28 protein-coding genes are annotated in these 24,453 nt (G+C 62.5%); 6 read left to right on the top strand and 22 right to left on the bottom strand.

Annotated elements, in window-relative coordinates; translation table 11 throughout:
- Window positions 1-43: 43 nt before the first annotated feature.
- The 6 genes from I6L48_RS06760 to I6L48_RS06735 form a co-directional block, all read right to left on the bottom strand.
- Window positions 44-634: a tetratricopeptide repeat protein gene (locus tag I6L48_RS06760; RefSeq protein WP_029313773.1), complete on the bottom strand. Its 591-nt coding sequence runs from the start codon at window positions 632-634 to the stop codon at window positions 44-46.
- Between the two features lie 396 nt (window positions 635-1,030).
- Window positions 1,031-1,966: a malate dehydrogenase gene (gene mdh, locus I6L48_RS06755; RefSeq protein ID WP_010673076.1), complete on the bottom strand. Its 936-nt coding sequence runs from the start codon at window positions 1,964-1,966 to the stop codon at window positions 1,031-1,033.
- Window positions 1,967-2,208: 242 nt separating this feature from the next.
- Window positions 2,209-2,871 (bottom strand): arginine ABC transporter permease ArtM, encoded by a 663-nt coding sequence (artM, locus tag I6L48_RS06750; protein WP_010673075.1) that lies wholly within the window; start codon window positions 2,869-2,871, stop codon window positions 2,209-2,211.
- Window positions 2,872-2,873: 2 nt separating this feature from the next.
- Window positions 2,874-3,524 (bottom strand): arginine ABC transporter permease ArtQ, encoded by a 651-nt coding sequence (gene artQ, locus I6L48_RS06745; protein WP_042864450.1) that lies wholly within the window; start codon window positions 3,522-3,524, stop codon window positions 2,874-2,876.
- 3 nt (window positions 3,525-3,527) lie between these two features.
- Window positions 3,528-4,265, bottom strand: a complete 738-nt coding sequence (locus I6L48_RS06740) for an arginine ABC transporter substrate-binding protein (RefSeq protein ID WP_010673073.1) — start codon at window positions 4,263-4,265, stop codon at window positions 3,528-3,530.
- Between the two features lie 24 nt (window positions 4,266-4,289).
- The gene (locus I6L48_RS06735) at window positions 4,290-5,030 is read right to left on the bottom strand and encodes an ATP-binding cassette domain-containing protein (protein WP_041214472.1); all 741 of its coding nucleotides are present in this window, start codon (window positions 5,028-5,030) and stop codon (window positions 4,290-4,292) included.
- Window positions 5,031-5,230: 200 nt separating this feature from the next.
- On the opposite strand from I6L48_RS06735, the gene argR reads away from it, so the two are divergent.
- Window positions 5,231-5,701 carry a transcriptional regulator ArgR gene (gene argR / locus I6L48_RS06730; RefSeq protein ID WP_005308670.1) on the top strand — a complete coding sequence of 157 codons (471 nt, stop codon included), beginning with the start codon at window positions 5,231-5,233 and terminating at the stop codon, window positions 5,699-5,701.
- Between the two features lie 79 nt (window positions 5,702-5,780).
- On the opposite strand, the gene I6L48_RS06725 is transcribed toward argR, so the two are convergent.
- The 5 genes from I6L48_RS06725 to glnK all read right to left on the bottom strand — a co-directional run bounded on the left by I6L48_RS06725 (window position 5,781) and on the right by glnK (window position 11,090).
- A complete protein-coding gene (locus I6L48_RS06725; protein WP_042864452.1) occupies window positions 5,781-6,686 on the bottom strand; it encodes a Dyp-type peroxidase in 906 nt (301 codons plus the stop codon).
- Window positions 6,687-6,775: 89 nt separating this feature from the next.
- Entirely contained in the window at window positions 6,776-7,810 is a 1,035-nt protein-coding gene (locus tag I6L48_RS06720) for an ABC transporter ATP-binding protein (RefSeq protein ID WP_041214470.1), read from the bottom strand.
- A 40-nt stretch (window positions 7,811-7,850) separates the two neighbouring features.
- The gene (locus I6L48_RS06715; protein ID WP_039039972.1) at window positions 7,851-9,476 is read right to left on the bottom strand and encodes an iron ABC transporter permease; all 1,626 of its coding nucleotides are present in this window, start codon (window positions 9,474-9,476) and stop codon (window positions 7,851-7,853) included.
- Window positions 9,477-9,515: 39 nt separating this feature from the next.
- A complete protein-coding gene (locus tag I6L48_RS06710) occupies window positions 9,516-10,523 on the bottom strand; it encodes a Fe(3+) ABC transporter substrate-binding protein (protein ID WP_202043105.1) in 1,008 nt (335 codons plus the stop codon).
- Between the two features lie 228 nt (window positions 10,524-10,751).
- Window positions 10,752-11,090 (bottom strand): P-II family nitrogen regulator, encoded by a 339-nt coding sequence (gene glnK, locus I6L48_RS06705; protein ID WP_005332325.1) that lies wholly within the window; start codon window positions 11,088-11,090, stop codon window positions 10,752-10,754.
- 201 nt (window positions 11,091-11,291) lie between these two features.
- On the opposite strand from glnK, the gene arfB reads away from it, so the two are divergent.
- Both arfB and I6L48_RS06695 read left to right on the top strand, forming a co-directional pair.
- Entirely contained in the window at window positions 11,292-11,708 is a 417-nt protein-coding gene (arfB, locus tag I6L48_RS06700) for an alternative ribosome rescue aminoacyl-tRNA hydrolase ArfB (protein WP_010673067.1), read from the top strand.
- Window positions 11,709-11,734: 26 nt separating this feature from the next.
- A complete protein-coding gene (locus I6L48_RS06695; RefSeq protein ID WP_041215824.1) occupies window positions 11,735-12,229 on the top strand; it encodes a methylated-DNA--[protein]-cysteine S-methyltransferase in 495 nt (164 codons plus the stop codon).
- Between the two features lie 609 nt (window positions 12,230-12,838).
- Here the strand turns inward: I6L48_RS06695 and I6L48_RS06690 are convergent.
- The 7 genes from I6L48_RS06690 to I6L48_RS06660 all read right to left on the bottom strand — a co-directional run bounded on the left by I6L48_RS06690 (window position 12,839) and on the right by I6L48_RS06660 (window position 20,297).
- Window positions 12,839-14,035 carry a NupC/NupG family nucleoside CNT transporter gene (locus tag I6L48_RS06690; RefSeq protein WP_041214468.1) on the bottom strand — a complete coding sequence of 399 codons (1,197 nt, stop codon included), beginning with the start codon at window positions 14,033-14,035 and terminating at the stop codon, window positions 12,839-12,841.
- Window positions 14,036-14,217: 182 nt separating this feature from the next.
- The gene (locus tag I6L48_RS06685) at window positions 14,218-15,153 is read right to left on the bottom strand and encodes a LysR family transcriptional regulator (RefSeq protein WP_010673064.1); all 936 of its coding nucleotides are present in this window, start codon (window positions 15,151-15,153) and stop codon (window positions 14,218-14,220) included.
- An 82-nt stretch (window positions 15,154-15,235) separates the two neighbouring features.
- Entirely contained in the window at window positions 15,236-15,772 is a 537-nt protein-coding gene (locus I6L48_RS06680) for a glutathione peroxidase (RefSeq protein WP_113069599.1), read from the bottom strand.
- Window positions 15,773-15,831: 59 nt separating this feature from the next.
- Window positions 15,832-16,395, bottom strand: a complete 564-nt coding sequence (locus tag I6L48_RS06675) for an NnrU family protein (RefSeq protein WP_113069598.1) — start codon at window positions 16,393-16,395, stop codon at window positions 15,832-15,834.
- A 261-nt stretch (window positions 16,396-16,656) separates the two neighbouring features.
- On the bottom strand, window positions 16,657-17,790 hold the full coding sequence (locus I6L48_RS06670; RefSeq protein ID WP_113069597.1) for a glycerate kinase: 1,134 nt from the start codon (window positions 17,788-17,790) through the stop codon (window positions 16,657-16,659).
- 9 nt (window positions 17,791-17,799) lie between these two features.
- Window positions 17,800-19,062, bottom strand: a complete 1,263-nt coding sequence (locus I6L48_RS06665; protein WP_039039966.1) for a GntP family permease — start codon at window positions 19,060-19,062, stop codon at window positions 17,800-17,802.
- A 119-nt stretch (window positions 19,063-19,181) separates the two neighbouring features.
- Window positions 19,182-20,297, bottom strand: a complete 1,116-nt coding sequence (locus I6L48_RS06660; RefSeq protein ID WP_039039965.1) for a sugar diacid recognition domain-containing protein — start codon at window positions 20,295-20,297, stop codon at window positions 19,182-19,184.
- A 206-nt stretch (window positions 20,298-20,503) separates the two neighbouring features.
- Between I6L48_RS06660 and I6L48_RS06655 the strand changes: the two genes are divergently transcribed.
- The 3 genes from I6L48_RS06655 (at window position 20,504) to I6L48_RS06645 (ending at window position 22,220) form a co-directional block, all read left to right on the top strand.
- Window positions 20,504-20,878, top strand: coding sequence for a YacL family protein (locus tag I6L48_RS06655; RefSeq protein WP_039039964.1), 375 nt, complete (start codon window positions 20,504-20,506; stop codon window positions 20,876-20,878).
- A gap of 49 nt (window positions 20,879-20,927) precedes the next feature.
- Complete coding sequence (locus I6L48_RS06650) at window positions 20,928-21,218, top strand: hypothetical protein (protein ID WP_039039963.1); 291 nt, start codon at window positions 20,928-20,930, stop codon at window positions 21,216-21,218.
- A gap of 171 nt (window positions 21,219-21,389) precedes the next feature.
- Window positions 21,390-22,220, top strand: a complete 831-nt coding sequence (locus I6L48_RS06645; RefSeq protein WP_113069596.1) for a CPBP family intramembrane glutamic endopeptidase — start codon at window positions 21,390-21,392, stop codon at window positions 22,218-22,220.
- Between the two features lie 75 nt (window positions 22,221-22,295).
- Here I6L48_RS06645 and I6L48_RS06640 read toward each other — a convergent pair whose 3' ends face one another.
- From I6L48_RS06640 to proC, 4 genes are read right to left on the bottom strand one after another with little or no spacing between them, the layout of a single operon-like run.
- Window positions 22,296-22,715: a DUF4426 domain-containing protein gene (locus I6L48_RS06640; protein WP_029313762.1), complete on the bottom strand. Its 420-nt coding sequence runs from the start codon at window positions 22,713-22,715 to the stop codon at window positions 22,296-22,298.
- 18 nt (window positions 22,716-22,733) lie between these two features.
- Window positions 22,734-23,033, bottom strand: coding sequence for a DUF167 family protein YggU (gene yggU / locus I6L48_RS06635; RefSeq protein WP_010673054.1), 300 nt, complete (start codon window positions 23,031-23,033; stop codon window positions 22,734-22,736).
- The gene (locus I6L48_RS06630) at window positions 23,033-23,584 is read right to left on the bottom strand and encodes a YggT family protein (RefSeq protein ID WP_113069595.1); all 552 of its coding nucleotides are present in this window, start codon (window positions 23,582-23,584) and stop codon (window positions 23,033-23,035) included. Before I6L48_RS06630 ends, yggU begins: the two co-directional genes overlap by 1 nt.
- A gap of 23 nt (window positions 23,585-23,607) precedes the next feature.
- On the bottom strand, window positions 23,608-24,432 hold the full coding sequence (proC, locus tag I6L48_RS06625; protein ID WP_069784313.1) for a pyrroline-5-carboxylate reductase: 825 nt from the start codon (window positions 24,430-24,432) through the stop codon (window positions 23,608-23,610).
- Window positions 24,433-24,453: the final 21 nt, after the last annotated feature.

The raw sequence follows: 24,453 nt of genomic DNA, 5'->3' as shown, positions 1-24,453 counted from the left end.
ACAGCTTCGTGGGCCTTGTAATATCAAAGCGGACTATCAGGACTCAGTGCATCGCCTTGGCACGGGCGATGGCATTGGCGGGCATCCGGTTGCCGAGCCGGCTGAGCAGGCTCGCCGCCTTCTGGTGCATGGCCTTGTCACCGATGACGGCGCCGTGCAGCCAGTGATACGCCTCCTCGTAATCCAGCGGACTTCCCATGCCCTGCAGCAACATCTCCACCCACTCCATCTGTGCCCGTAAGAAGCCGAGGCTCGCGGCTTCCCGCATCAGGGTCTCGGCCCGCACCAGATCCTTCTGAACCAGGATCCCCTTCCAGTAATAGCGGCCAAGCTGTTCCAGCGCCGGCGCCAGCCCCTGGTTGGCGGCCTCCCACATGTACTGCACTCCGATCTGGGCGTCCGGCTTGGTGCAAACCCCCCACGCCAGCATGTCCCCCCAGAGGAACTGATAGGCAGGGATCTTCATCACCGAGGCCCGCGCCTCGATATCCTGGGTGAGCTGGCACCTGTCCTGCTTCACCCGGGCCAGATGTCGCCCCTGCTCTATCCAGTTGAGCAGTTCGTCCTGGCGATAGAGCGGCACGGCCTGCAACTCTCCCGCAGCAGCGGATGCCTGTGTCGTCGCCCTGGGCAGCGGCGCAGCTGCCGGTGCGGACGGTACAGGTGCGGATGCGGATGGCGCCTGGGCTGGCGCTGCTGACACAGGGAGGGATGGCGTGGCGACAGAAGAGGCTGGCGTCAGGGCTGGCTGGGCCGATGATGAGGCCGGTGACAAGGGGGCAGACGCCGGGGATGGCGGCGCGGCTGCAACCGCCACCGCCTGGGTGGGCACGGCGGCCGAGGTGGACTCCGCCCCCTGCAAGGGGAAGCTGCACACACCGATAATGGCGATGAGGGTTCTTGGTTTTATCATAGGGATCTCCTGCTGCCTTCTGTTATCGGCAGCCAGGGCCATCTCCTTAGCCCGCTACACCCAGCCCCGAAAATGACAAAGGGGAGCCTGGGCTCCCCTTGCGGTCGACGTAGAGACTTACTTGACGAAGTCGACGCCCAGCTGGATGTCAGCCTTCAGGGTGGCCAGCATGCTGTCCATCGCTTCCTGCTCGAAGGCGCTCAGCTTGCCGTAGTCCAGCACGGTTTCGACACCGTTCTTGCCGAGCAGCACCGGCTGCGCGAAGAAGGTGGCGTGCTCACCGTTGCCTTCCACATAGGCACACTCGATGACATTGGCTTCCCCTTGCAGACCCTTGATGAGCGACAGACCGAAACGGCAGGCTGCCTGACCCATGGAGAGAGTGGCGGAACCACCACCGGCCTTGGCTTCCACCACTTCGGTACCGGCATTCTGGATGCGCTTGGTCATGGCAGCCACTTCCTCAGCGGTGAAGCTGGCGCCTTCAACCTGGGAGAGCAGCGGCAGAATGGTCACGCCACTGTGGCCGCCGATGACGTTGACACGTACCTTGTCAACGTTCAGGCCCTTGGCTTCGGCCACGAAGGTCTCGCCACGGATCACATCCAGGGTGGTCACGCCGAACAGGCGACGCTTGTCATAGACACCGGCTTTCTTCAGCACTTCGGCGGCGATGGCGACCGTGGTGTTGACCGGGTTGGTGATGATGCCGATCAGTGCTTTCGGGCAGGAAGCAGCACACTTTTCCACCAGGTTCTTGACGATACCGGCGTTGATGTTGAACAGGTCGGAACGGTCCATGCCGGGCTTGCGCGCCACGCCGGCAGAGATCAGCACGACATCGGCACCGACCAGAGCCGGGCTCGGATCTTCACCGCAGAAACCTTTTACTTTCACGTCAGTCGGGATGTGGCTCAGGTCCGCCGCCACGCCCGGAGTGACCGGGGCAATGTCATACAGGCTCAGTTCGGAACCGGCAGGCAGGCGGTTTTTCAACAGCAGAGCGAGGGCTTGGCCGATACCACCGGCGGCACCCAGAACGGCAACTTTCATGATCAACTCCATGTCTAAGCGTAGGTTTAAGGTTGTTTCTAGTTGGGTTAATGCTGATTCTTATTGTGCGCCTCACCTTAAAGGATCCCCTCCTAAAAAACAATCTGATAACAGTTGTAATCACGGGTTCTGTGAGCCAGGGAACAAGCGGCGATGAAAGCGGAGAGGAATATGCGATAAATGGGAGGAAAGACACAGATTTCCTGTGTCCTCCTCACCATTAAGAGGTAAATGTGACTGCTTCAGGACTGGAAAGCCAGTGCCCGACGCTCACACCAGCGGAAACCAATTGTTAACAATCCATTCATGGTCAGATAGAGCGCTCCGGCCACGGTGAACACCGCCAGAGTGTCATAGGTCTGGGCATTGAGACGCTGGGCCAGCCCCATGATGTCCATGATGGTGATGGTACTGGCGAGCGAACTCCCCTTGAGCACCAGGATCACCTCGTTGGAATAGGCGGGGACCAGCCGACGGGCGGCATGGCGGGTCTTCATCCACAGGGTCTGTCCGGCCGAGAAGCCGAGCGCACGGCAGGCCTCCACTTCACCGGCGGGGATGGCGTCGAGCGCTCCCTTGAACAGCCGGGTGGAGTAGGCTGCGGTATTGAAACCGAGCGCCAGCACGGCGCAGAACCAGGGTTGCTTGAGCAGCGGCCAGAGCGGCCCCGCCTTGAGCCATTCAAACTGGCCAGGCCCGTAGTAGATGAGGAAGATCTGGATGAGCAGCGGCGTACCGGTAAAGACCAGCACCCAGAGCTGCACCAGCTGGGTCGCCACCGGAATGCGACGCTCCAGCACCCAGGTCATGCCGGCCGCCATCAGCACGCCCAGCAGCAAGCTGAATGCGGTAAGCTGCAAGGTGATCGCCAGCCCTCCCAGCAGGGTCATCAGGTAATCCTGCATGGTCAGCCTCCGTAACGGCGGGTATAGCGGGACGCCTGCTTCAAGCCGAATTCACTCACCAGACTGATGGCCAGATAGATGAGGGCGGCAGCGGCGTACCAGGTGAAGGGTTGATAGGTGCTGGCCGAAGCCATCTGTGCCTGACGCATCATCTCGTTCACCCCGATGAGGGAGACCAGAGCGGTGTCTTTCAGCAGCACCAGCCACTGGTTGCCGAGCCCGGGCAGGGCGTGACGCCAGGCCTGGGGCAGCACGATGCGAAAGAAGGTGTGCCCCTTGCCCAGGCCGAGCGCCTGCGCCGCCAGCCGCTGCCCCGCGGGCACCGCATTGAGGGCGGCACGCAGGGTCTGGGTGGCGTAGCTCGCAAACAGCAGGGAGAGCGCCAGCACACCGCAGGCGAACGGGCTGAACTCCACATACTCCCCGGTGATGAGGAACAGCACCTGGGTCGAGCCGAAGTAGATGAAGAGCACCACCAGCAACTCGGGCAGACCACGGATCAAGGTGGTCAGGGTGGCCACGGGCCACACCAGCCAACGCTGCTTGCTCAACTCAGCCGCACTGAATGCCAGAGCCAGCACCATGCCACCGACCAGGGATGCCAAGGCCAGCCCGAGGGTCATCCAGGCTGCATCCAACAACAGGCTCAACATGGCTTACTGCGCGAAGTACTTGTCATAGATCTTCTGATAGGTGCCGTTGGCCTTGATCTCGGCCAGCCCCTTGTTCAGCTGGGTCAGCAGTTCCTGGTTGCCCTTGGCCACCGCGATGCCAAAACCGGTACCGAAGTACTTGGCGTCGGTCACCGGGGTACCGACCACGGCGTATTCCTTGTGCTGCTTGAGCCAGTCGGCGGCCACCGCCGTATCGGCAAACACGCCGTCAGTGCGGCCATTCATCATGTCCAGGAAGGCGCTCTGGTAGCTGGCGTAGGGCACGGTCAGCAGACCCTTGCTCACCCAGTTGTCCACCAGATAGGACTGGTGGGAGGTGCCGTTCTGCACGCCGACTGTCTTGTCCACCAGATCGTCCGGCCCCTTGAAGGTCTCTTTCTTGGCGACGAACACCGCGGAGTTCTCGTAATAGATATCGGAGAAGTCGACCTGGGCGGCCCGCTCCGGCGTCACGTCCATGGCGGCGATGACGGCATCATAGCGACGGAACTTGAGGCTGGGGATCAGGCTGTCGAAGGCCTGGTTGTGGAAGCTGCACTCCAGCTTGGCCTGCTCGCAGACCGCGCGGGCCAGATCGATGTCAAAGCCCTGGAACTCGTTCTTGTCATCCAGGTATTCGAACGGCGCATAGGTTGCCTCGGTGGCGAACTTGATTTCTTTGGCCAGCACAGAAGTGCTCAGCAGACCCATGGCGGCGATCAGCAACAGACTCTTTTTCATGACAGCTTCCTTATCGACTCAATATCAATGCATCAAGAATTCGGCAAACCGGCTGGTTTGCGGGGACTGGAAGATGGCGGCGGTGCCGGATTCGATGATCCGCCCCTTCTCCAGATAGATCACCTGACTGGCCACCTTGCGGGCGAACTCCACCTCGTGGGTCACCACCACCTGGGTGATGCCGGTCTGGCTCAGGGTGCGGATGATCTCCGCCACCTCTTTGGTAATTTCGGGATCCAGGGCAGCCGTCGGTTCGTCAAACAGCAGCACCTGAGGATCCATCATCAAGGTCCGGGCAATGGCGACCCGCTGCTGCTGGCCACCGGAAAGCCGTGCGGGCCAGGCGTCCCGTTTGTCGGCCAGTTGCAGCTGGGCCAGCAGATAGGCCCCTTTCTCGATGGCCGCCTCGCGGCTCATGCCGAGCACCTTGACGGGCGCTTCAATCAGATTCTCCATCACGGTGAGGTGCGGCCACAGATTGTACTGCTGGAACACCATGCCCACCTTGCGGCGCAGCGCCTGTGCCTGACGGTTGAATTCGGCAGTAGAGAGGCTGGACGGGAAAGAAAATTCACTGTCTGCGATGCGCAACACACCGGCATCCGGCGTGTCCAGCAAGTTCATCATGCGCAGCAGAGAGCTCTTGCCTGCCCCGCTCGGGCCCAGCAATACCAAGGTCTCGCCGGGAGCAGTCCGAAAGCTCACCTGCTGCAGTACCGGCACCTTGTGCCAGGATTTTTCGATGCCGATTAATTCGATACCCATACAGCCCAATTGAATAAGTTTTCAAAATTTCGTCCTGATTCTAGCGCCAGCATAAGTTGATGCAAGCTATATTTGAATCAATATGCAGAACAAGCGCCGCTTCCTTGCCAAAACAGGCATATGAATGCAAAATAGCAGCGCTGTTCGTATCTGCCGCCTGAGCGTGACAGGCGGTCACTCCCCTCATTCGTGAGTCCAAGATGAAACATAACGACAAGCAAGAAAAACTGGCCAAGGCCTTTAAAGCCTTGCTGAAAGAGGAGCGTTTCGGCTCCCAGGCAGAGATAGTGACTGCCCTGCAAGAGATGGGCTTCGAGAACATCAACCAGTCCAAGGTCTCGCGCATGCTGAGCCGCTTCGGCGCCGTTCGCACCCGCAATGCCAAGATGGAGATGGTCTACTGTCTGCCGGTGGAACTGGGCGTGCCCACCACCTCCAGCCCCCTCAAGAACCTGGTGCTGGATGTCGACCACAACGGCGCTCTGGTGGTGATCCACACCAGCCCCGGCGCAGCTCAGCTGATCGCCCGCCTGCTTGACTCCCTCGGCAAGGCCGAAGGGATCCTCGGCACCATCGCCGGTGATGACACCATCTTCATCACCCCGACCAGCGATACCGACATCGAGGAGCTCTACCTCTCCGCCCTCGAGCTGTTCGAGCAGACGCCCTGATCCGGTCGCCTTGGGCGATCCGCACAAAAATCCCGGCCTTGGCCGGGATTTTTTGTTTTGAGCGGTCGGCAGGCCGGGCTTATTTGCCCTCGGCTACCAGAAAATCGACGGAAGGGGCGAAGAAGGCCGCGCCGGTCACCGCCCGGGTGAAGCGCAGCAGGTGGTCGAAGTGACTACCTTCCCCTTTGTACATGCTGGCCAGCATGGCGTTGAAGTGCAGCGGCGTGCGGCAGCAGGAGATGAAGTAGAGCCCCTGCTCGCTCATGGTGCCCCAGGGCATGCTCTGGCGCAGGATCTCCATGGACTCTCCCTTCGGGGTCTTGAGGTTGACCCGCTTGATGTGGGAAGTGAGCGGCTTGTCGGCGGACTCGTATTCGATGTTGTCGACCTTGGTGCGACCTATGATGTCTTCCTGCTCCTTCAGGGCCAGCTTCTCCCAGTCGCTCATGGCGTGGACCCAGCGCTGCACGTGGATATAGGAGCCACCGGCGAACTCGCCGCCGTCCAGCAACGCCACCTCGGCGCGGTGCTCATCCTGCGGGTTCTCGGTGCCGTCGACGAAACCGGTCAGATCCCGGCAATCCTGGTTGCGAAAACCGCGGACTTCCTCGGCCAATTCAACAAGCCCGGCCAGCAGGGCCATGACGCGATGACCGGCATGATGCAGCACGTCCACCCGATCAGCACGCAATTGTACGAAGAGATCAAACGGGGTATTGGGGGCCTCCTGACCGTTGGCGGATTGCGCCATGAAACCGCGGAACTGGGGCGGCCGGGCAGCAGGATAGAGATCATCCCAGGCGTCGGCCCCGACGGCGACCAGACCGCTGAAGGCCGCATCGGGGAAGTCGGCACTCACCGCCTCCCAGAGTGCTGGCAGGCTCGCCAGGCGGGAGGTCAGGGCAGCGGCGTCACCGGTGCGATTGAACATCAGATAGAGGGCGTGCAGATTCGGCTCTGCGCAGATCCCGGCTTGGGCTTTCATGTCTCTCTCCAAGTGCGTTGGCTATGGGCGTGGCGCGATTATAAACCAGCGCGCTTCCAGTTCATTGATTTCACGACAATACCACGCACTCAGGGCAAGGGGTCAAACAACACCAGGGCATGAGGAGCCACGGTCACCCGCGCGCGCTCCCCTTCCAGGGGCTCACCGATGCTGGCTTCCAGTTGCTGGCCGCCACACTCCACCAGTACCCGGCAGTGATGGCCCAGGAACTGTTGCTCACGCACCCGGAGCTCACCGTCATCCGCCGCCGTCAGCGCCAACTGCTGGGGTCTGAGCATGAGCTGCAACCGCTCCCCCACCGCGCGGCCATGGGGCTCCTGACCGCAGATGGTTCCAAGGAGGGTCTGCACGCAGTGGCTGTCCACCACCTCGGCCGCCAGATAATTGACCCCGCCGAGAAACTCCGCCACGAAGCGGTTCCCGGGGCGGCGATAGAGCTGCTCCGGCTCCCCCACCTGCTCGATGCGACCGGCACGAAACAGGGCCAGCCGGTCGGCGAAGGCGAAGGCCTCTTCCTTGCTGTGGCTGACGAAGATGGCACCAATGCCCTGCTGTTTGAGCAGGGCGCGGATCTCGAGGATCAGCTTCATCCGCACCTGGGTGTCGATGTTGGAGAAGGGCTCGTCCAGCAGCATCAGGCGCGGCTTGCACACCAGGGCGCGGGCGATGGCCACCCGCTGCTGCTGGCCGCCGGAGAGCTGGTGGGGATAGCGCTCCCCCAACCCCTGCAGGTTGACCAGCGCCAGCGCCTCTTCCACCTGCTGCTGGCGGCTGCCGCGATCCTGCCCGGTCAGGCCGAAGCCGACGTTCTCGGCCACCGTCAGGTGAGGAAAGAGAGCGTAATCCTGGAAGATCATGCCGATATGGCGGGCCTCCGGCGGCACACTCACGCCGGGGGCATCGAGCAGGGTCTCTCCCAGCCGGATCTCCCCCTGGGCCAGGGGCAGCAGACCGGCCACCGCCTTGAGCAGCGTGGTCTTGCCACAGCCGCTGGCCCCCAGCAGACAGACAATCTCGTTGTCGGCCACCTGCAGGGAGAGCTGCTCCAGCACGGGGCGGCCATTGTAGTGACAGCTGACCTTCTCGATATTCAGGCAGGACAAGGTTCTTTTCCTCTCGCGTAGTGATGCCGGACGGGGCCGCTCAATGGCCTGGACCATCCAGGGTACGGTTGATCCACAGCAGGGGAATCAGCCCCACCAGCACGATGACGATGGCACCGAGCGCCCCCCGCTCCAGCATCTCGTCCGAGACGAACTGATAGACGTGGGTCGCCAGGGTTTCGAAGTTGAACGGCCGCAGCAGCAGGGCGGCGGGCAGCTCCTTCATGGATTCGATGAACACCAGCATGGCGCCGGCAAAGAGACCGCGCCGTACCAGCGGCAGGTGAATGCGACGCAGCATGCCGCCCGCCCCCTGCCCCAGAGAGCGGGCCGCCATGTCGAGGCTGGGGGAGATCTTGCTCATGCTGCTCTCCACCGACCCGATGGCGATGGCCACGAAGCGCACCAGATAGCCGAACACGATGGCGGTGAGGGTGCCGGTCAGGAGCAGACCGGGGCCCGGCATCCCGAGCCACTCGGCCAGATCGTTGATGCCAAAATCAAGGGCCGTGAGCGGCACCAGCACGCCGATGGCCAGCACGGTCCCCGGCATGGCATAGCCCATGGCGGCGAGGCGCAGGGGCAGCAGGCTGCGAGTCCCCCCATCGAGGCGACGGAAGAAGCCGAGCAGCAGGGCAATGGCCATGGCCAGCAGGGCGGTCAGGGCCGAGATGGCGAGGCTGTTGCCCGCAAAGCGCACGAATTCGGGCGTCCACGACAGCGCGAAGTAACGCACCCCGTAATCGAGCAGGATGACGAACGGCAGGGCGAACCCCGCCAGCACCAGGCCCCAGCACCAGAGCCCGGCCAGCACGCCCCTCAGGCCCCCGAGGGGGTAACGCAGGGGCTGCTCGAAGCCCATGGACTTCTGGAACACCTGCTGGCGCTGGCGGGAGCGGCGCTCCAGCGCGATGAGCAGCACCACCGCCAGCAGCATCAGACAGGAGAGCTTGGCGGCGGTCGCCAGGCTGCCGTAGCCGAGCCAGGTGTCGTAGATGGCGGTGGTCAGGGTGTTGATGGCAAAGAAGTGGACGGTGGCAAAGTCCGCCAGAGTTTCCATCGCGACCAGAGATGCCCCCACCATGATGGCCGGACGGGCCAGGGGGAGGCTCAAGCGGCGAAAGCTCTGCCAGGGGGTGCAGCCGAGCAGACGGCTGGAGTGAATGAGGCTGACCGACTGCTCCAGGAAGGAGGCCCGTGCCAGCAGATAGACATAGGGGAAGAGCACCAGCGCCAGCACCCAGGCCGCGCCCCCGAGGGAGCGAATGGCCGGGAACCAGTAGTCGGCCGGCCCCTGCCAGCCAAACAGGGCACGCAGCCCCGCCTGCAGCGGGCCCGAGTAGTCGAGCAGGTCGGTATAGACGTAGGCAACGATATAGGAGGGCATCGCCATGGGCAGCATCAGCGCCCATTGCAGGGCGCGGCGCCCCGGCACCTCGCACATGGCCACCAGCCAGGCGGTGGGCACTCCGAACAGCAGGCTGAGGCAGACCACCCCCAGCACCAGGCCGGACGTGTTTCGCAGATAGTCGGGCAGTACGGTATCGGCGAGGTGGGCAAACAGTTCCCCATCAGCCGAGAAGGCGGAGAAGACCAGGGCGAGTACCGGCAAACCCAGCAGCAGGGCGGTGACCCAGCTGCCGGCAATCCATCCAAAATGTTTCATGAGTCCACAGAAGTTGATGGGGCCGTTGGCCCCATCTGATTACAAGTCGAATTTCACTTCATCCAGCAGTTGCAAGGCGTCCTTGCGGTGCTTGGCATAATCGCTGACCGGCATGGGGTCAGACTTGAACGTGCCCCAGGATTTGACCATGGCAGAAGGCTCGACCCCCGCCTTGACCGGGTACTCGGCATTCACATCCGCATACATGTGCTGGGCGGTATCCCCGGAGAGGAACTCCATCAGCTTCTGTGCTGCGTCCTTGTTCTTGGCATACTTGGTCATGGCCACGCCGCTCACGTTGACGTGGGCACCGCGATCACCCTGGTTCGGGAAGTTGATTTCCACCGCGTCGGCCCAGGACTTCTGCGCCGGGTCCTTCAACATGGCACCCAGGTAGTAGCTGTTGCCCAGGGAGACATCACAGATGCCGTCCTTGATCGCCTTGACCTGATCACGGTCGTTGCCCTGGGGCTTGCGCGCCAGGTTGGCCTTGACCCCTTCCAGCCAGGTCTTGGTATCCACCATGCCGTGATGGGCAATCATGGACGAAACCAGCGCCACATTGTACTCGTGCTTGCCGCTACGGGTACAAATTTTTCCTTTGAATTCAGGCTTGACCAGATCTTCGTAGCGGATGGTGTCGAGCTTGCCAAGACGCTCCTTGCTGGAGTAGATGGCACGCACCCGGGTGGTCAGGGCGAACCAGCGGTTGTCCGGATCGCGATAGATGGAGGGGATGTTCTCCTGCAGCGTCTTGCTGTCCACCGGCTGCACCAGGTCCTTGTCCACCAGCTCGGTCAGACGGCTGATGTCCACGGTCAGCATCAGATCGGCCGGAGAGAGCTTGCCTTCCCGTTCCAGACGCTCGTTGAGCCCCTCTTTGGCAAACACCACATTGACCTTGATCCCGGTCTCCTTCTCGAACTGCTGGATGATGGGCTTGATCAGCTCATCCTGACGGTTCGAATAGACGTTTACCTCCTGGGCGGCGAACGCCGACTGGGCGACAAGCGTGGAGAAAGCCAGTGCCAACATCTTCATTTTCATCATCCGTTCCTTGTCTGCGTAAAGAGTGATAACCATTTTCGTTTGCATTCTGCATGAATCGGGAGGAGAGGATCAAGGCGGTTTGCTGGGTTGGAACGATCTATTTAATCAGCGGCCAAACAAAAAGACCGGATGGAATCCCATCCGGTCTTTCGACGACCACCCATTCACACTGTCGGCAGAACCTGCCCGGACCTTTGCCCGACCCGGCCGGGCAAAGGGGCGTACTCAGAGCGCCTCGTCGTCGCTCTCACCAGTACGAATACGCACCGCTTGCAGCAGGTCATAGACGAAAATCTTGCCGTCACCGATCTTGCCGGTATAGGCCGCCTTGCAGATGGCCTCGATCACCCCTTCGACGTTCTCGTCTGCGGTGGCGATCTCCAGCTTCACCTTCGGCAGAAAGTCGACCTGGTACTCGGCCCCCCGGTATAATTCGGTGTGCCCCTTCTGGCGACCAAAACCCTTCACTTCGGAGACGGTCAGGCCTTCCACCCCCAGGTTGGCGATGGCCTCGCGCACGTCGTCCAACTTGAAAGGTTTGATAATCGCAGTAATCAGCTTCATCTGGTTGCTCCCAATCCATGGTATGTCACGAATGGGTCATCAATTCTTGTGCCAAGTATTTTTATCGTTTATTTTCATATAGATAGATATGACACTCTGAGCCAGAAAGGCTCAGGATCACCAAGGAAGCGCATCTCGCCCCATAATGAGGCACCAAGCTGCACCAGACTCCCTTGATGCACCAAATGAGAGCATCACCCCATGTTAGTCATCTCCAACAGCGTGATCATCCCCTGGCATGAACTGCAATTCCAGACCATGCGGGCCCAGGGCAATGGCGGCCAGCACGTCAACAAGACCGACTCCGCCGTCTGGCTGCGCTTCGATTATCGCGACTCCCCCAGCCTGCCGCCGCTCTACAAGGAGGGACTGGAGCGGCTCAGCGACAGCCGGGTTCACGACGGCTTCATCCAGATCAGGGTCGAGACCCATCGCAGCCAGGACATGAATCGCAAGGAGGCCATGAGCCGCCTGACCGAGCTGCTGAAAAAAGCCGCGTGGCGCCCCAAGGCCCGCCACGCCACCAAGCCGACCCGCAGCTCCCAACGCAAGCGGGTCGATGCCAAGAAACGCAAGGGAGAGATCAAATCCACCCGCGGCAAGCCCGTGCTGGAGTGACCTGCCACATGCCCGAGGACAAGAGAATGCAGTACAGCTTTTGTGAATGTGCCAAGGGGCCCCTGCTCATCGCCATCGATGGGGCCGGGCTGCGCCACGTGGAATTCATGCAAGGGGAGCGCCCCGTCCTGCCGCAACCGGAGTGGCAGCGGGATGATGCCGCCCTGGCCCCCTTCGTCGAGCAGTTTGCCGCCTACTTTGCCGGCCGCCTGCGGCGCTTCGATCTCCCCCTGGCCGCCACGGGCACACCATTCCAGCAGGCCGTGTGGCAGGCGCTGTGCGACATCCCCTACGGCGAGACCGTCAGCTACCTCCAGATTGCAGAGGCCATCGGCAACCCCAGGGCGGTGCGGGCGGTGGGCGCCGCCAACGGCCGCAATCCCCTCAGCATCATAGTGCCCTGCCACAGGGTCATAGGGCGCAGCGGTGAACTGACCGGCTACGGAGGAGGCATCCCCATCAAGCGCTGGTTGCTGGCACTGGAGCAGGAGACCGCAGACCACTTCGCGCTGACCCCATGAAAGGGCGCGCCTCCCTGTCAAATGCGGGTTGCGGGTGCTGGCACCACAGACCGCAGGCCACTCGCGCGGATCCTCTGACGAGCGGCATCTCCATCACATGCGAGTTGCTGGTCCCAACAACAGATCGCAGGCGGCGTTGCACTGCCCATGACGGGCAACACCCCAATCACATGCTGGTTGCTTTCCATCTAGCAGCATGGTTGCGTGATGCGTTGAGCAGACATTGGGATAATATTTCGACGGATCCGCCCCATGGCAGGAGCATGCCCACCGCCCCGATTCATCTTTCTTTTGCGCCGCACAACAAAATAAATCGCTGATTATTTATTTTATTTCAGCATCAAACATTTAAAAATCACATTACAGCAGCATTTTGAAAATGAACACAGTATGAAGAATCGCCTCAGAAGCGCTTCAGAGAGCATCAGGCATCATGGCTTCACACTTGGATGGGACGGCTCATCCCTCATTCAGGTGGCACCCATGTGACGCTTCCAATCTGTCTTTTCCCCGCGCCTCCCCAGAGGCGCTTTTTTTTTGCCTGCAAGCGGGTGCAAAAAAGCCCGCCGAAGCGGGCAATGACCGGAAGGTGCTGACTTCCAGGGTCTATCAGAGGGCGAGAAACAAGCCTGCCAGGGAGGCGCTCATCAGGTTTGCCAGCACCCCCGCCAGGATGGCGCGCATGCCGTAGCGGGCGATGAAGGACTTGCGCTCCGGCACCATGGCCCCCAGGCCGCCGATGAGGATCGCCATGGAAGAGATGTTGGCGAAACCGCACAGGGCGAAGGTGACGATGGCCTTGCTCGACTCGTTCAAGGTCTGATCCTGCACCAGGGCAATGAAGGCGACGAACTCGTTGATGACGATCTTGGTGCCGATAAGCGCCCCAGCCGCCTGGGCCTGATCCCAGGGGACGCCGATGAGCCAGGAGACGGGGGCGAACAGCCAGCCCAGGATGATCTGGAAGCTCAGCTCCAGCCCCACCAGGTCGCCAGCCCAGCCCAGCAGGCCGTTGAGCAGGGCGATCACGCCGACGAAGGCCAGCAGGGTCGCCCCCACGGCGACGGCGATGTTGAGACCCGCCATGGCGCCATCGGCGGCCGCTTCAATGACGTTGGTGGCGCGGGGGATCTCCACGTCTTCGTGGTGATCTTCCTCTTGCGCGGCGGGCGGCACCAGGATCTTGGCCATGGCAAGCCCGGCAGGGGCGGACATGAAGGCCGCCGCAATCAGGTATTTCAGCTCGACCCCGATGCTGGCGTAGCCCACCAGGGTGCCGCCGGCTACCGAGGCCAGCCCGCAGCTCATCACCGCAAAGAACTGGGAATCGGACATCCTGGAGAGATAGGGTTTGACCACCAGCGGCGCTTCCACCATGCCGACGAAGATGTTGGCGGTGGCAGAGAGGCTCTCGGCGCGGCCGGTGCCCAGCAATTTCTGCAGGCCGCCGCCGAGCAGGGCGATCACTTTGGGCATCAGGCCGATGTGATAGAGGATGGCGATCAGCGCGGAGAAAAAGATGATCACCGGCAGCACGTTGAAGGCGAAGATGAAGCCCAGCTTGAACTTGGCCAGATCCCCGAACAGGAAGGCAATGCCCTCCTGGCCGTAGCCGATGACGCTGCTGACGCTCTCGCTGACACCGTTCAAGACCTGCTGACCGGCGGGCAGCCAGAGTACCAGGGCGGCGAAGAGCACTTGCAGGCAGAGGGCAAAGCCCACTGTTCGCAACGGGATACGACGACGATTATCAGAGCAGAGTGCGGCCAGGGCCAGGATGCTCAGGATACCAAGCAGGGCAATCATGGGGATTCCATCCAGTGAGGCTGAAGATGGGCGCGGATTCTGCTCCCCTTCCCTCACCGCCGCAACCCTGCCGGGTTACAACCCTGTTAGCAAAAACGTTTGCACGATATCGGTTGCGCCAACTGACTGATTTGACACAACTTTGAAACCGCACTCACGCCAGTGTTCTTGTATGGAAACGATTATTCCTCGGTGCCGGACAATTTCCCCCCGAGCCAGGGTGCGAGTCGCTGCGCCCAGTAGGGCCCGGGTCCGAAGCTCTCCTTGAGGAAGTCGATGAAGAGGCGGATCTTGGGATCCAGATGCTCTCGCCTGGCATAGACGGCGTGCACCGCCATCTTCTGGTTCGGTTGCCACTGGGGCAGCAGAGGGATGAGCTGACCAGATTGCAGCTCCTTGTCCAGCAGGTAGTTGGCCACATAGGCGATGCCGAGCCCGGCCAGGGCGGCGTCCCGCACCGCTTCCGCCAGATCCACCCGATAGTTGCCCGCCACCTGCACCGTCTGGCGCTCCTTGCCCTGGCGAAATGACCACTCGTGGTAGCGCCGCTCCCGGCTCTGGTAGGTGATGCAATTGTGATGGGCCAGATCCCTGGGGTGCAGTGGCGTGCCGTGACTCAGCAGATAATCCGGCGAGGCCACCAGCACGAAACCGATGTCTGCCAGTCGCTGCCCGACCAGGGACTCGGGTTTGTCCTCGTAGGTGGTGATCCAAAGATCCAGCCCCTCATCCACCAGATTGGTGCGGTGATCGAACAGGGACACCTCCAGCTCCAGATCCGGATAACGTGCTTGAAACGCCTTGAGGCGCGGGATCACGTGCAACCGCCCGAAGGATTGACCAACCCCCAGATGGAGCACGCCGCTCACCTTGCCACGGCGCTCCGCCACCATGGATTCCGCCTCCAGTGCCACCGCCACCAGAGCGCGGCAGTGGCGGGCATACTCCTGACCCAGTTCGGTGAGCCCGAAACGGCGGGTTGTGCGCTGTACCAGCTGGGCGCCGAGCGCGGTTTCCAGCAGGGCGAGTTGCTTGCTGATGTGGGATTTGGAGACCCCGAGGCGGCGCGCAGCCGCCGAGATGCCCTGTTCACGAACCAGGGCATCGAAGATCACCATTTGGGGAAGACGTTGCAGCACGGAGTCACCGGAGTGGATGGCGGGGCCGCATTATTCCAGAGCGGCCCGCCATGGGGTAGGGTCAGTGCCCCAGGGCATCGATGATCTGCTGTTTGAGAGGATCATCCGACGGATTCTGGTTGGCGCCATAGCTCGCAATCAGCTTGCCGTCCCGCCCGACCAGGTACTTGTGGAAGTTCCAGTTGGGCGCATCACCGTCGGCAGCCGCGGCCAGCCCCTTGAACAGCGGCACCGCATCCGAACCCCGCACCGCCACCCGGTTGAACATGGGGAAGGTCACCCCGTAGTCCCGGCGGCACACCTCGGCGGTTTTGTTCTCGTTGCCCGCCTCCTGCCAGAAATCGTTGGAGGGGAAGCCCAACACCATCAGTCCATTCTCCTTGTAGCCCTGATAGAGGGCTTCCAGATCCCGGAACTGACCGCTGTAACCGCAGTAGGAGGCGGTGTTGACCACCAGCACCACCTTGCCCTCGGTCAACTGGCAGAGGTTGTGGCGCTGGGTGCTGTTGAGCTCCCGCATCTCCACGTTGAAGTAATCGGGGCAGGCGGCGGAGACCGCGCCCGAACCGAGCATCAGCAGCAGGGTGAACCATTTCATCGACGTGACTCCCATTGTTTTGTCCATCATACGCAAGACCCCGGAATCTGGTTCAGGGATCAGTGCAGGGGGATCCCGGTCAGCCAGCCGTGTCCCCAGAAGATAAGCAGAGCCGTGAGCGCCAGCCCCGCCCCCAGACTGATCCCCGTCCCCTGCCAGGTGGCGGCGGCACGGGGGTGACGACCCCACTCCCGCATCGAAATCCAGACGATGCTGATGAGTGCCCAGAGACCGAGCCCGCCAAACAGCACCAGAGAACTCGCCTCGCTGTTCACCGCCAGATGGGCCCCCGACCAGAGCAGCACCCCGAGCAGCTGGGGATGCACCAGCCAACGACGGAAATGGTTCGCCCCCTGCCCCGCACACAGCAGGACAAGGGCGGTCGGCATGATCCCCATCACCAGGGTGGGCCCCCAGACAGGCAGAAAATAGAGGGGCATGGGGCTGGCACTGCGCCAACCTGCGAGGATGCAGCCGATGGCAACGAACACCAGCAGCGAGAAGAGCCCCTTGTAGCGGTTCTCCCCCAGCCGATCCCGCAGACGGGCGCGGTGCTGTGCCGCGAAACAGGGGTAAAGATGAGTCAGGGTGAACAACACCACCCCCAGGGTCAGCAGGATCATGACTCGCACCTCGCATATTGCCCCCCGGAATGGGAAGCCCTCCCTCAGGCGGGCCTTGTTTCTCGTGGCTCCCTCACTGTCGGGAGATCACTATGCCGCAAAGCCCCTTGTCAGAATACAAAAACCATATGAAAGACAGCAGGATAATAAAAAAAGCCGACCCAAGGATCGGCAAGTGCGTCAGAGGTGCCACGCCGGGCCGCTCACTCTGCTGCACGGGGCAAGGTCAGGCCGATGCACCGCATCGGCCAGGAGAGAGGGTCATTTGCGCAGCAGGTAGAGAGCCGCCACGTTGCGGGCCGTGAGCTGCAGGTTGGTGGTGGCGGTGGCCAGCGCCTCCGGCAGGGACATGGCCCGATTGACCACGGCGAACACCGCATCCAGTCCGTGCTCGTGCACCACGCCGCAGTCATCGGTGAGGCATCCGGCGATGCCGATCACCGGCTTGCCGAACTGCTTGGCACAACGAGCTACCCCGATGGGCGTCTTGCCATGGATGGTCTGGCTGTCGATGCGGCCCTCGCCGGTGATGACCAGATCCGCATCAGTCACCGCCTCGGCCAGGTTCAGCGCCTCGATGACGATCCGGATGCCGGGTTTGAGCTCGGCGCCAAGCAGCCCCACCAGGGCTGCCCCCATGCCGCCTGCGGCCCCCGTTCCCGGGATCTCCTTCACCTGCTTGCCAAGCGCCTGCTCGATGCAGTCCGCGTAACGGGCCAGATTGGCATCCAGTTCGGCCACCATCTCGGGAGTTGCCCCCTTCTGCGGACCGAACACGGCGGACGCCCCTTTCGGGCCGCACAGCGGATTGTCCACGTCGCAGGCCACCTCGATGGTGAGCCCGCTCAGACGGGGATCCAGCCCGCTCAGGTCGATGGTGGCCAGCTCGGCCAGACCGGCACCGCCCGGCGCAATGGGGGTACCATCTGCTTTCAGGAGCTTGCCGCCGAGTGCCTGGATCATGCCGGCACCGCCGTCATTGGTGGCGCTGCCGCCGATGCCGAGGATGAGGTGGTTCACCCCCATCTCCAACGCGGCCAGGATCAGCTCCCCGGTGCCGACACTGGAGGTGAGCCGTGGATTGCGCAGCTCGGGCGCCACCAGATGGAGGCCGGAGGCCGCCGCCATCTCGATGACGGCGCGCTTGCCATCCCCCAGCAGGCCCACGAAGCCCTGCACCCTGTTGCCGAGGGGGGCGGTCACCTCGACCGGCAGGATGCGACCACCGGTGGCATCCACCAGAGACTGCACCGTCCCCTCGCCGCCATCGGCCATGGGCAGCTTGACGTAGGTGGCATCCGGCAGCACCTGCTTGAAACCGGCCTCGATGGCATCGGCCACCGCCATGGCGCTCAGGCTCTCCTTGAATGAATCGGGGGCGATCACAATTTTCATATCAGTTCCTTAGGCGAGGCCAAACACGCCAAACATCAGGGTGGAGACAACGGCGATGGTCAGACCGACCGCGGTTTCGTAGGGGATGAGCTTGAGTCGCTCGCCGACGCCCATGTGGACGCTGCCGCCGGTGGCATGGAAGAAGGAGCCGTGGGGCATGTGGTCAAACACGGTGGCGCCGGCGTGGATCATGGCGGCCCCAGCCAGGCTGCTGATCCCCAGTTCAATCAGAGTGGCGCTGAACACGTTGGAGGCCACCACAGTCCCGGCCGTGGTCGAGGCGGTCGCCAGCGACATCAGGGCACCGGAGATGGGGGCCAGCAGATAGGAGGGCAGACCGGAAGCGGTCAGGCCGCTGATGAGCACATCTTTCAGGCCGGAGTTGGCGATGATGCCCGCCAGGGTACCCGTCCCCAGCAGCATGATGGCCACCGGCGCCATGCGGGCCAGGCCCGAGACGGCAAACTGGTTCACCTTGGTGAACTTGCCCATCATCAGGGCCCCCACCAGGCCGCCGAGGGGCAGCGCAATGAGCGGGTCCACCACGATGCCGGCGATGGGACGCAGAGCCAGCAGCAGGATGGCGACCAGGGGCGCACTGATGGCGGCGGCAAAGCCGGGCAACTTGGCACCGTCAAAGCTCACCACCTCGTCGGCGGCCACCTTGCTGCCCCGGTTATTGAGGCGCTTGGCGAGCCAGTAGGCCATCACCAGACCGAACAGGCCGGGAATGATGCCCGCCGCCATCACCGAGGTGAGAGGCAGGTGGAAGGCATCGGCTGCCGCGATGGCGTTGGGGTTGGGAGACATGACGTTGCCCGCCTTGCCACCGCCTATCATCGCCAGCAGGATGGCCGCCTTGGAGAGATCGGCACGGCGGGCGATGGCCAGCGCAATGGGGGCGACCGTGATGACGGCCACGTCCACGAAGACGCCGACCGCGGTCAGGATCAGGGTGGCCAGCGCCAGGGCCAGCAGGGCGCGGGTTTCGCCGAGTTTCTTGACGATGGTCTCGGCGATGGTGGTGGCGGCGCCCGATTCGATGAGCACCCCGGCCAGCACGCCCGCCGCCAGGATCCGCATCACTGCCGTGGTGATCCCCTGGGCGCCGCCGATCATCAGGGCGACGGTCTGGGTCAGATCGGCGCCACCGATCAGGCCACCGGCCAGGGCACCGACAATCATGCCGTAAGCGGGCGGCACCTTCTTCAGGATGAGGAAGATGGCGATGGAAAGCGCGGCGAGCGCGCCGAGCGCGGAGACTGGGATCATGACGGGCACCTTGTTGTTGTAATGAGTGGCGTCATTATGGGGATCCCCACCTGGAATGCTTTGGCCATAAAACCAAAAAAAGCATTTACCGGCCTTGTATTTTTGTTGGAAAAGACAAATCAGCTATCGAGACTGAGCCCGAGATAGAGCAGGAACTTGTCATCTAACTTGTTGAAATTCAAGCCGGTTATCTGCTCTATCCGGGTCAGTCGATAACGCAGGGTGTTAGGGTGAATGAACAGGGCTTCGGCACAGGGATGCAGATCACAATCCTGCAAGAAATATTGCCGCAGCGTCTTTTGCAGCGTTCCCTTTGTGTCCTCCTGCGCCAGCTTTTGCAGCGGAGCCCGTAGCTGATCCGCCTGCCAGGAGTCCGCCAGGGTGCCGAGCAGCACTGAAAGCCGGTAATCCTCGAAGAAATAGACCTGCTTGCGGGGCGACTGGCGCATGCCACGGCGCAAGGTGTCGCGCGCCGTCTGGTAGGAGAGCGCCAGCCCGGGGATGCCGGCGAAGTAATCACCCACACCGATGCGAACCTTGAAATGGGGAATACGAGAGAGCAGCTGCCGGATCCGGCTGCGCTCCTGCGCCGACTGCCAGACGCCGTCGCTGAGCTGGGCGGGTTTGAGCACCACTATCTCGTCCAGGCCGTTGATGGCCACCAGGTTGTCCCGCTCCGGGTTTTCCAGCAGGTGAACCAGCTCCCTCACCTGGGCGGGCTCGGCCTCCTCCAGCGCCAGCACGGCCACCACCCGGGGCTGGGCGAGATCCAGCTCGAGGAAGCGGGCCACCTGTTGCAGTTGATCGGCCCGCCCTTCGCCGCGAATGAGCTGCAACACCAGCTCCTCCTTGTGGCGCTTGTCCCACTGCAACTGCTCGGTGAGTGCCGCCTGTTCCAGGATGAGCTCGGCGGTCATGCGCACCAGCTCGGCGTAAGCACGCACGATGTCCGGATCCCCAGAGATGCCGATGACGCCGAGCAGCTCCCCCTGATAGGCGATGGGCAGGTTGATGCCGGGCCTCACTCCCTTGAGCTCCCGGGCGGTGGCCTCGCTTATCTCCACCACCCGGTTCTCGGTCAGGGCCAGCACAGCCCCCTCGTGGCGCTGGTGCAGCCGCTCCGGATTGCCGGACGCAATGATGAGTCCCCGCTCATCCATGACGTTGACCGAGAACGAGAGGATCTTCATCGCCCGGCTGACTATCTGATGCGCGAGCGCGTCGTTGAGCTGCATTGCCTCTCCATACCATTCGTTGACAGGGTCCCCGGCGTGCGCCATCACCGGGATCACCCGTTAAAGATCCCACATCATCAAGACAAGCGCGGGGGGGATCGCTAGAATAGGCCACTTTACGCTATCAGTGCCCCACCATGGATCAAGGATCCGGCATCATGCCGCTTTGCGCCGTGGTGGTTTCACCCTCCGATATGGACTCCGCTATGGATTATGAATTTCGCCGCGACCCGTTCGGTGGCTATCGCGCCCGGTTCTCCATGGGCCATGAAGCCATCGGCCAGTGGTTGATCGACGAGGTGGGCAAGGACGAGGAGAAGCTCGACGAGCTGTTCGCCATCATCGACCAGCTCTCCAGCCGGGCCCGCACCGAATACCGGCTGCTGGGGGGTGACTACTCCCTGCTGCTGACCCACGAGGAAGCCGAGGTGAAGGCCAATGTCCTCAATATCGAGCAGGATGAGGATCTCGACGATCTCGCCTACTACGATGATGAACAGCTGGCCATGTGCGGGCTGGAAGATTTTGCCCAGGTACTCGGCTCCTGGCGCGCCTTTATCCGCAACGAGGATATGGGCTGATTACCCCCATTCGGGCGAGCATGCCCCTTGCAACCCAACAGGATTGACTATGTCCATTTACGATTTTGATGACGAACTGCCGGAAGACGAGCTGGATCAACCGAAGAAACCCGCCCAGCCCAAGAAGAAGGGCAAGCAGGTGCTGAACACCCAGGTCAACCTGAGCCCGCGCGATGCCAGCCGCCTGAACGGCATGCACGTCGAGGCCATCACCACCCTGGATGACGTCAGTCTGCCGAAGAACGTCATCTTCAAGGCCGGTCTCATCGCCCTGGGCGAGCTGGAAGCCAGCAAACGCGCCGACATCATCGCCCGGGTCATCGCCGAGTCCGGTCGCTGATACGGGAAGGCCATCGCCTCTCTCGATGGCATCTTGCCGCCGCCCAAGCCGGAGCCCAGCTCCGGCTTTTCATTGCGCGTCTTCTGCCGGCCAGTCCCGGCCACCCCCTTTTCCTTGAACCAGACCACGGGGATCGTTAAGGTGCGCCCTTCATTCATACAAGGAGACTCGATGTTACCACTCCCCGATATCCTCATCTGGCTCGTCCTGGGGCTCGCCGTACTCTGCTGCCTCGCCCGCCGGACCAGGCCCGGCATGCTCCTGCTGGGACTAGCCCTGCTCACCGCCCTCTGGCTTGAGCGACTCGCGCCCCTCGCCGCTCTTGTCAGCCTCGCCGGTCTGCTGCTGGCCTGGCGTACCCCCACCCTGCCCCCACCCTGGCGCGGCGTCGCACTGACGCTGGTCCTGCTGTGGTCCCTCGCCCTGACGCTGCATCTGGTGCCCGGCTTTGACAATCTCAGGGTGCTCGACAAGGTACAGGCGGGCCCGGCCAGCATGCCCTTCACCCTCTACCTCAATCTGGACAAGCCGCTCATTTTCTTCGCCCTGCTGCTGGCCATCCCCGGCCTGCTCGGCCCGGGTGGAACGATGCGCTGGCGGCCGCTGGCCCTGCTCATCCTGCCGCTCGCGGCCCTGCTCATCACCGCCTGGCAACTGGGCGCCCTCAAACCCGAAGCGGGACTGCCCCACTGGTGGTGGCTGTTCGCGTTCAACAACCTGCTGTTCACCTGTGTGGCGGAAGAAGCGCTGTTCCGGGGATGCATCCAGCAAGGGGTGGCAAGCCGAAGCACGCCCTGGGCAGGTCTCCTGGTCGCCAGCCTGCTGTTCGGCGCAGCCCATCTTGCCGGTGGCCCGTTGCTGGTGTTGTTCGCCGCGCTGGCGGGGGCCTGCTATGGCCTGGCGTTCCAGCTGAGCGGGCGCCTCAGTATCGCCATCCTGCTCCACTTCCTGTTCAACTTCGCCCACCTGGCCCTGTTTACCTATCCCCTGGCCAGCCACTGACGTAGAGTACCGGTTCACCGGGCAAAAAAATGCCCCGCCCCCGTAGGGGCAGGGCATCTGCATTCACCCTGCAATCTAGTCGACGTAGAAGGTCTGCTGGAAGGTCAGCGTCTGCTGCTGCCCCTCCCCCATGATCTTCAGGGTGAACTGGTAGGTGTCCTCATTGCGATAGGGCAGCACTGCCAGGTAATAGATGGCATTCCCCTCTTTCACCTCCTGAAAATTCAGGGTGCGAAGGGTGCCGGTCAGATTGCGGGCTTCGCCGCTGATCCCCACCGCCTGTGCCACCCCCTGCTTGTTCTGCACCGCGATATTGACGATGCCGTTATAGCGGCTGCGCTCCAGGCCATAGGTCCTGGCTACCTCGGGGGTGAGGAAGCTGGAGTTGAACGCGCTGTAGTGCACTTTCCAGGGGCCCAGCTCCTGCATCTGCTCAGCCCGCAGCGGCAGCGTCATAAGGAGTGCCAGCAGGCAACTCATCCAGGCTGTTTTCATGATGTCATCCCTCTCGTATCAACCCTGATTATCGAGCAGAGCGGCAATCTCGGCGGGGATCTGCTTTGGCGCGTCGATGGCGACCGTCTTGTGCCGACCCAGCTCCCCCCGCAGGATGCGAACCTGCCCCTTGGCCACCTTGCACTGCTTGGCCAGGTACTTGATCAGGTGACTGTTGGCCTGACCATCCACCGGCGGTGCCGTGATGGCCACTTTCAACTCGTCACCGTGCAATCCGATGATCTGATCCCGGCTCGCCTTGGGCTGGATCATCAGATGCAACACCAACTCGTCCCCTTCCAGCAGGACGGCGGGCATCAGATCATCCACCACAACTGGCCGAACAGATCCCCCATCAGGTAGTTGATGGCCTGCAGCGCGATGAAGGCGACCAGCACGGAGAGATCCAGCCCGCCCAGTGCAGGCAGGATGCGGCGAATGGGGGCCAGGAAGGGTTCAGTGAGCTGGTGCATCACGTATTCAATGGGGTTGCGACCCTGGCTGACCCAGCTCAGGATGGCGCGGATCAGAAGGATCCAGAAGATCATGGAACCCGCCTTCTTCAGCACGGTGAGCGTCGCAAACAGACAGAGAGTGAGCCAGTCCGTCTGCAGCACATTCATGCTCTTGAGCAGGACCAATTTGCCAAAGGCGATCAGCAGCGCCAGCAGCACAGAGGCCATGTCCAGCCCGCCAAAACCCGGGATGACGCGGCGCAGGGGCACCACCAGCGGGTTGGTCAGCTTGACCACCATCTGGCTCATGGGGTTGTAGAAGTCGGCCCGCGCCCACTGCAGCCAGACCCGCAGCAGCACCACCATGAGGTAGAGATCAAAGACAGTGTTAATCAAAAAGTAAGCCGTGTTCATCCGGGCTCCTTGCTAAAAGGGATTCAGAAAAGGGTTTCCATTTCGCCGGCCCGGGTAACGGCCGCCTGCATGGCTCTTGCGGTCAGCGGCATCAGCCCCTGCTCCTGGAATGTCTTGACGGCCTCGGCCGTGGTCCCGCCCTTGCTGGTCACCTGCTCGCGCAGGGTCTGCAGCGACAGCTCGGGATTTTGTTCCACCATGGCGGCCGCCCCCAAGGCGGTTTGCTGCACCAGCAGGCGAGCCTGCTCCGGCGTAAAGCCCATGGCCTCGGCCTCCTCGGCAATCGCCTGCATGAACAGGAAGAAGTAGGCCGGGGCACTGCCCGCCGCCGCAATGACGCCGTTGATGCCGGCCTCCTGATCCACCCAGAGGGTCTTGCCCACGGATTGCATCATCTGTTCGGCCACCGCCCTATCGGCCTGCCCGATGGCGGGCGGTGCATAGAGCCCCGTCATCCCCAGCCCCAGCAAGGAGGGGGTGTTGGGCATGGTGCGAATGATGCGATCGTGACCGCCCGCCATCTCCTGCAAGCGTGCGACGCGAATGCCGGCGGCGATGGAGATGAGCAACTTGCCATCCAGCGAGCCAAGCTCGGCCACCAGCGCCGTCAGCATGCCCGCCATCAGCTGGGGCTTGACCGCCAGCACGATCACCTCGGCCTCACGGGCCGCCTCGGCGTTGTCCTGGGTGATACGGATGCCGAACTGGCTGGCCAGTTCGTCCAGCTTGGGGCGGCTGGGATTGGCGGCGATGATACGCTCTGCCGGGTAACCCGCCTGGATGAGGCCGGCAATGATACTGCGGCTCATGTTGCCTGCCCCGATGAAGGCGAGGGTTCTCTGCTGCATCAAACACTCCTGTTACTGACA

This window comes from Aeromonas sp. FDAARGOS 1418, assembly GCF_019048585.1.
Taxonomy (GTDB): domain Bacteria; phylum Pseudomonadota; class Gammaproteobacteria; order Enterobacterales; family Aeromonadaceae; genus Aeromonas; species Aeromonas caviae.
Note: the sequence above shows the minus strand (reverse complement) of the source record. Positions and strands in the feature narration are given on the sequence as shown.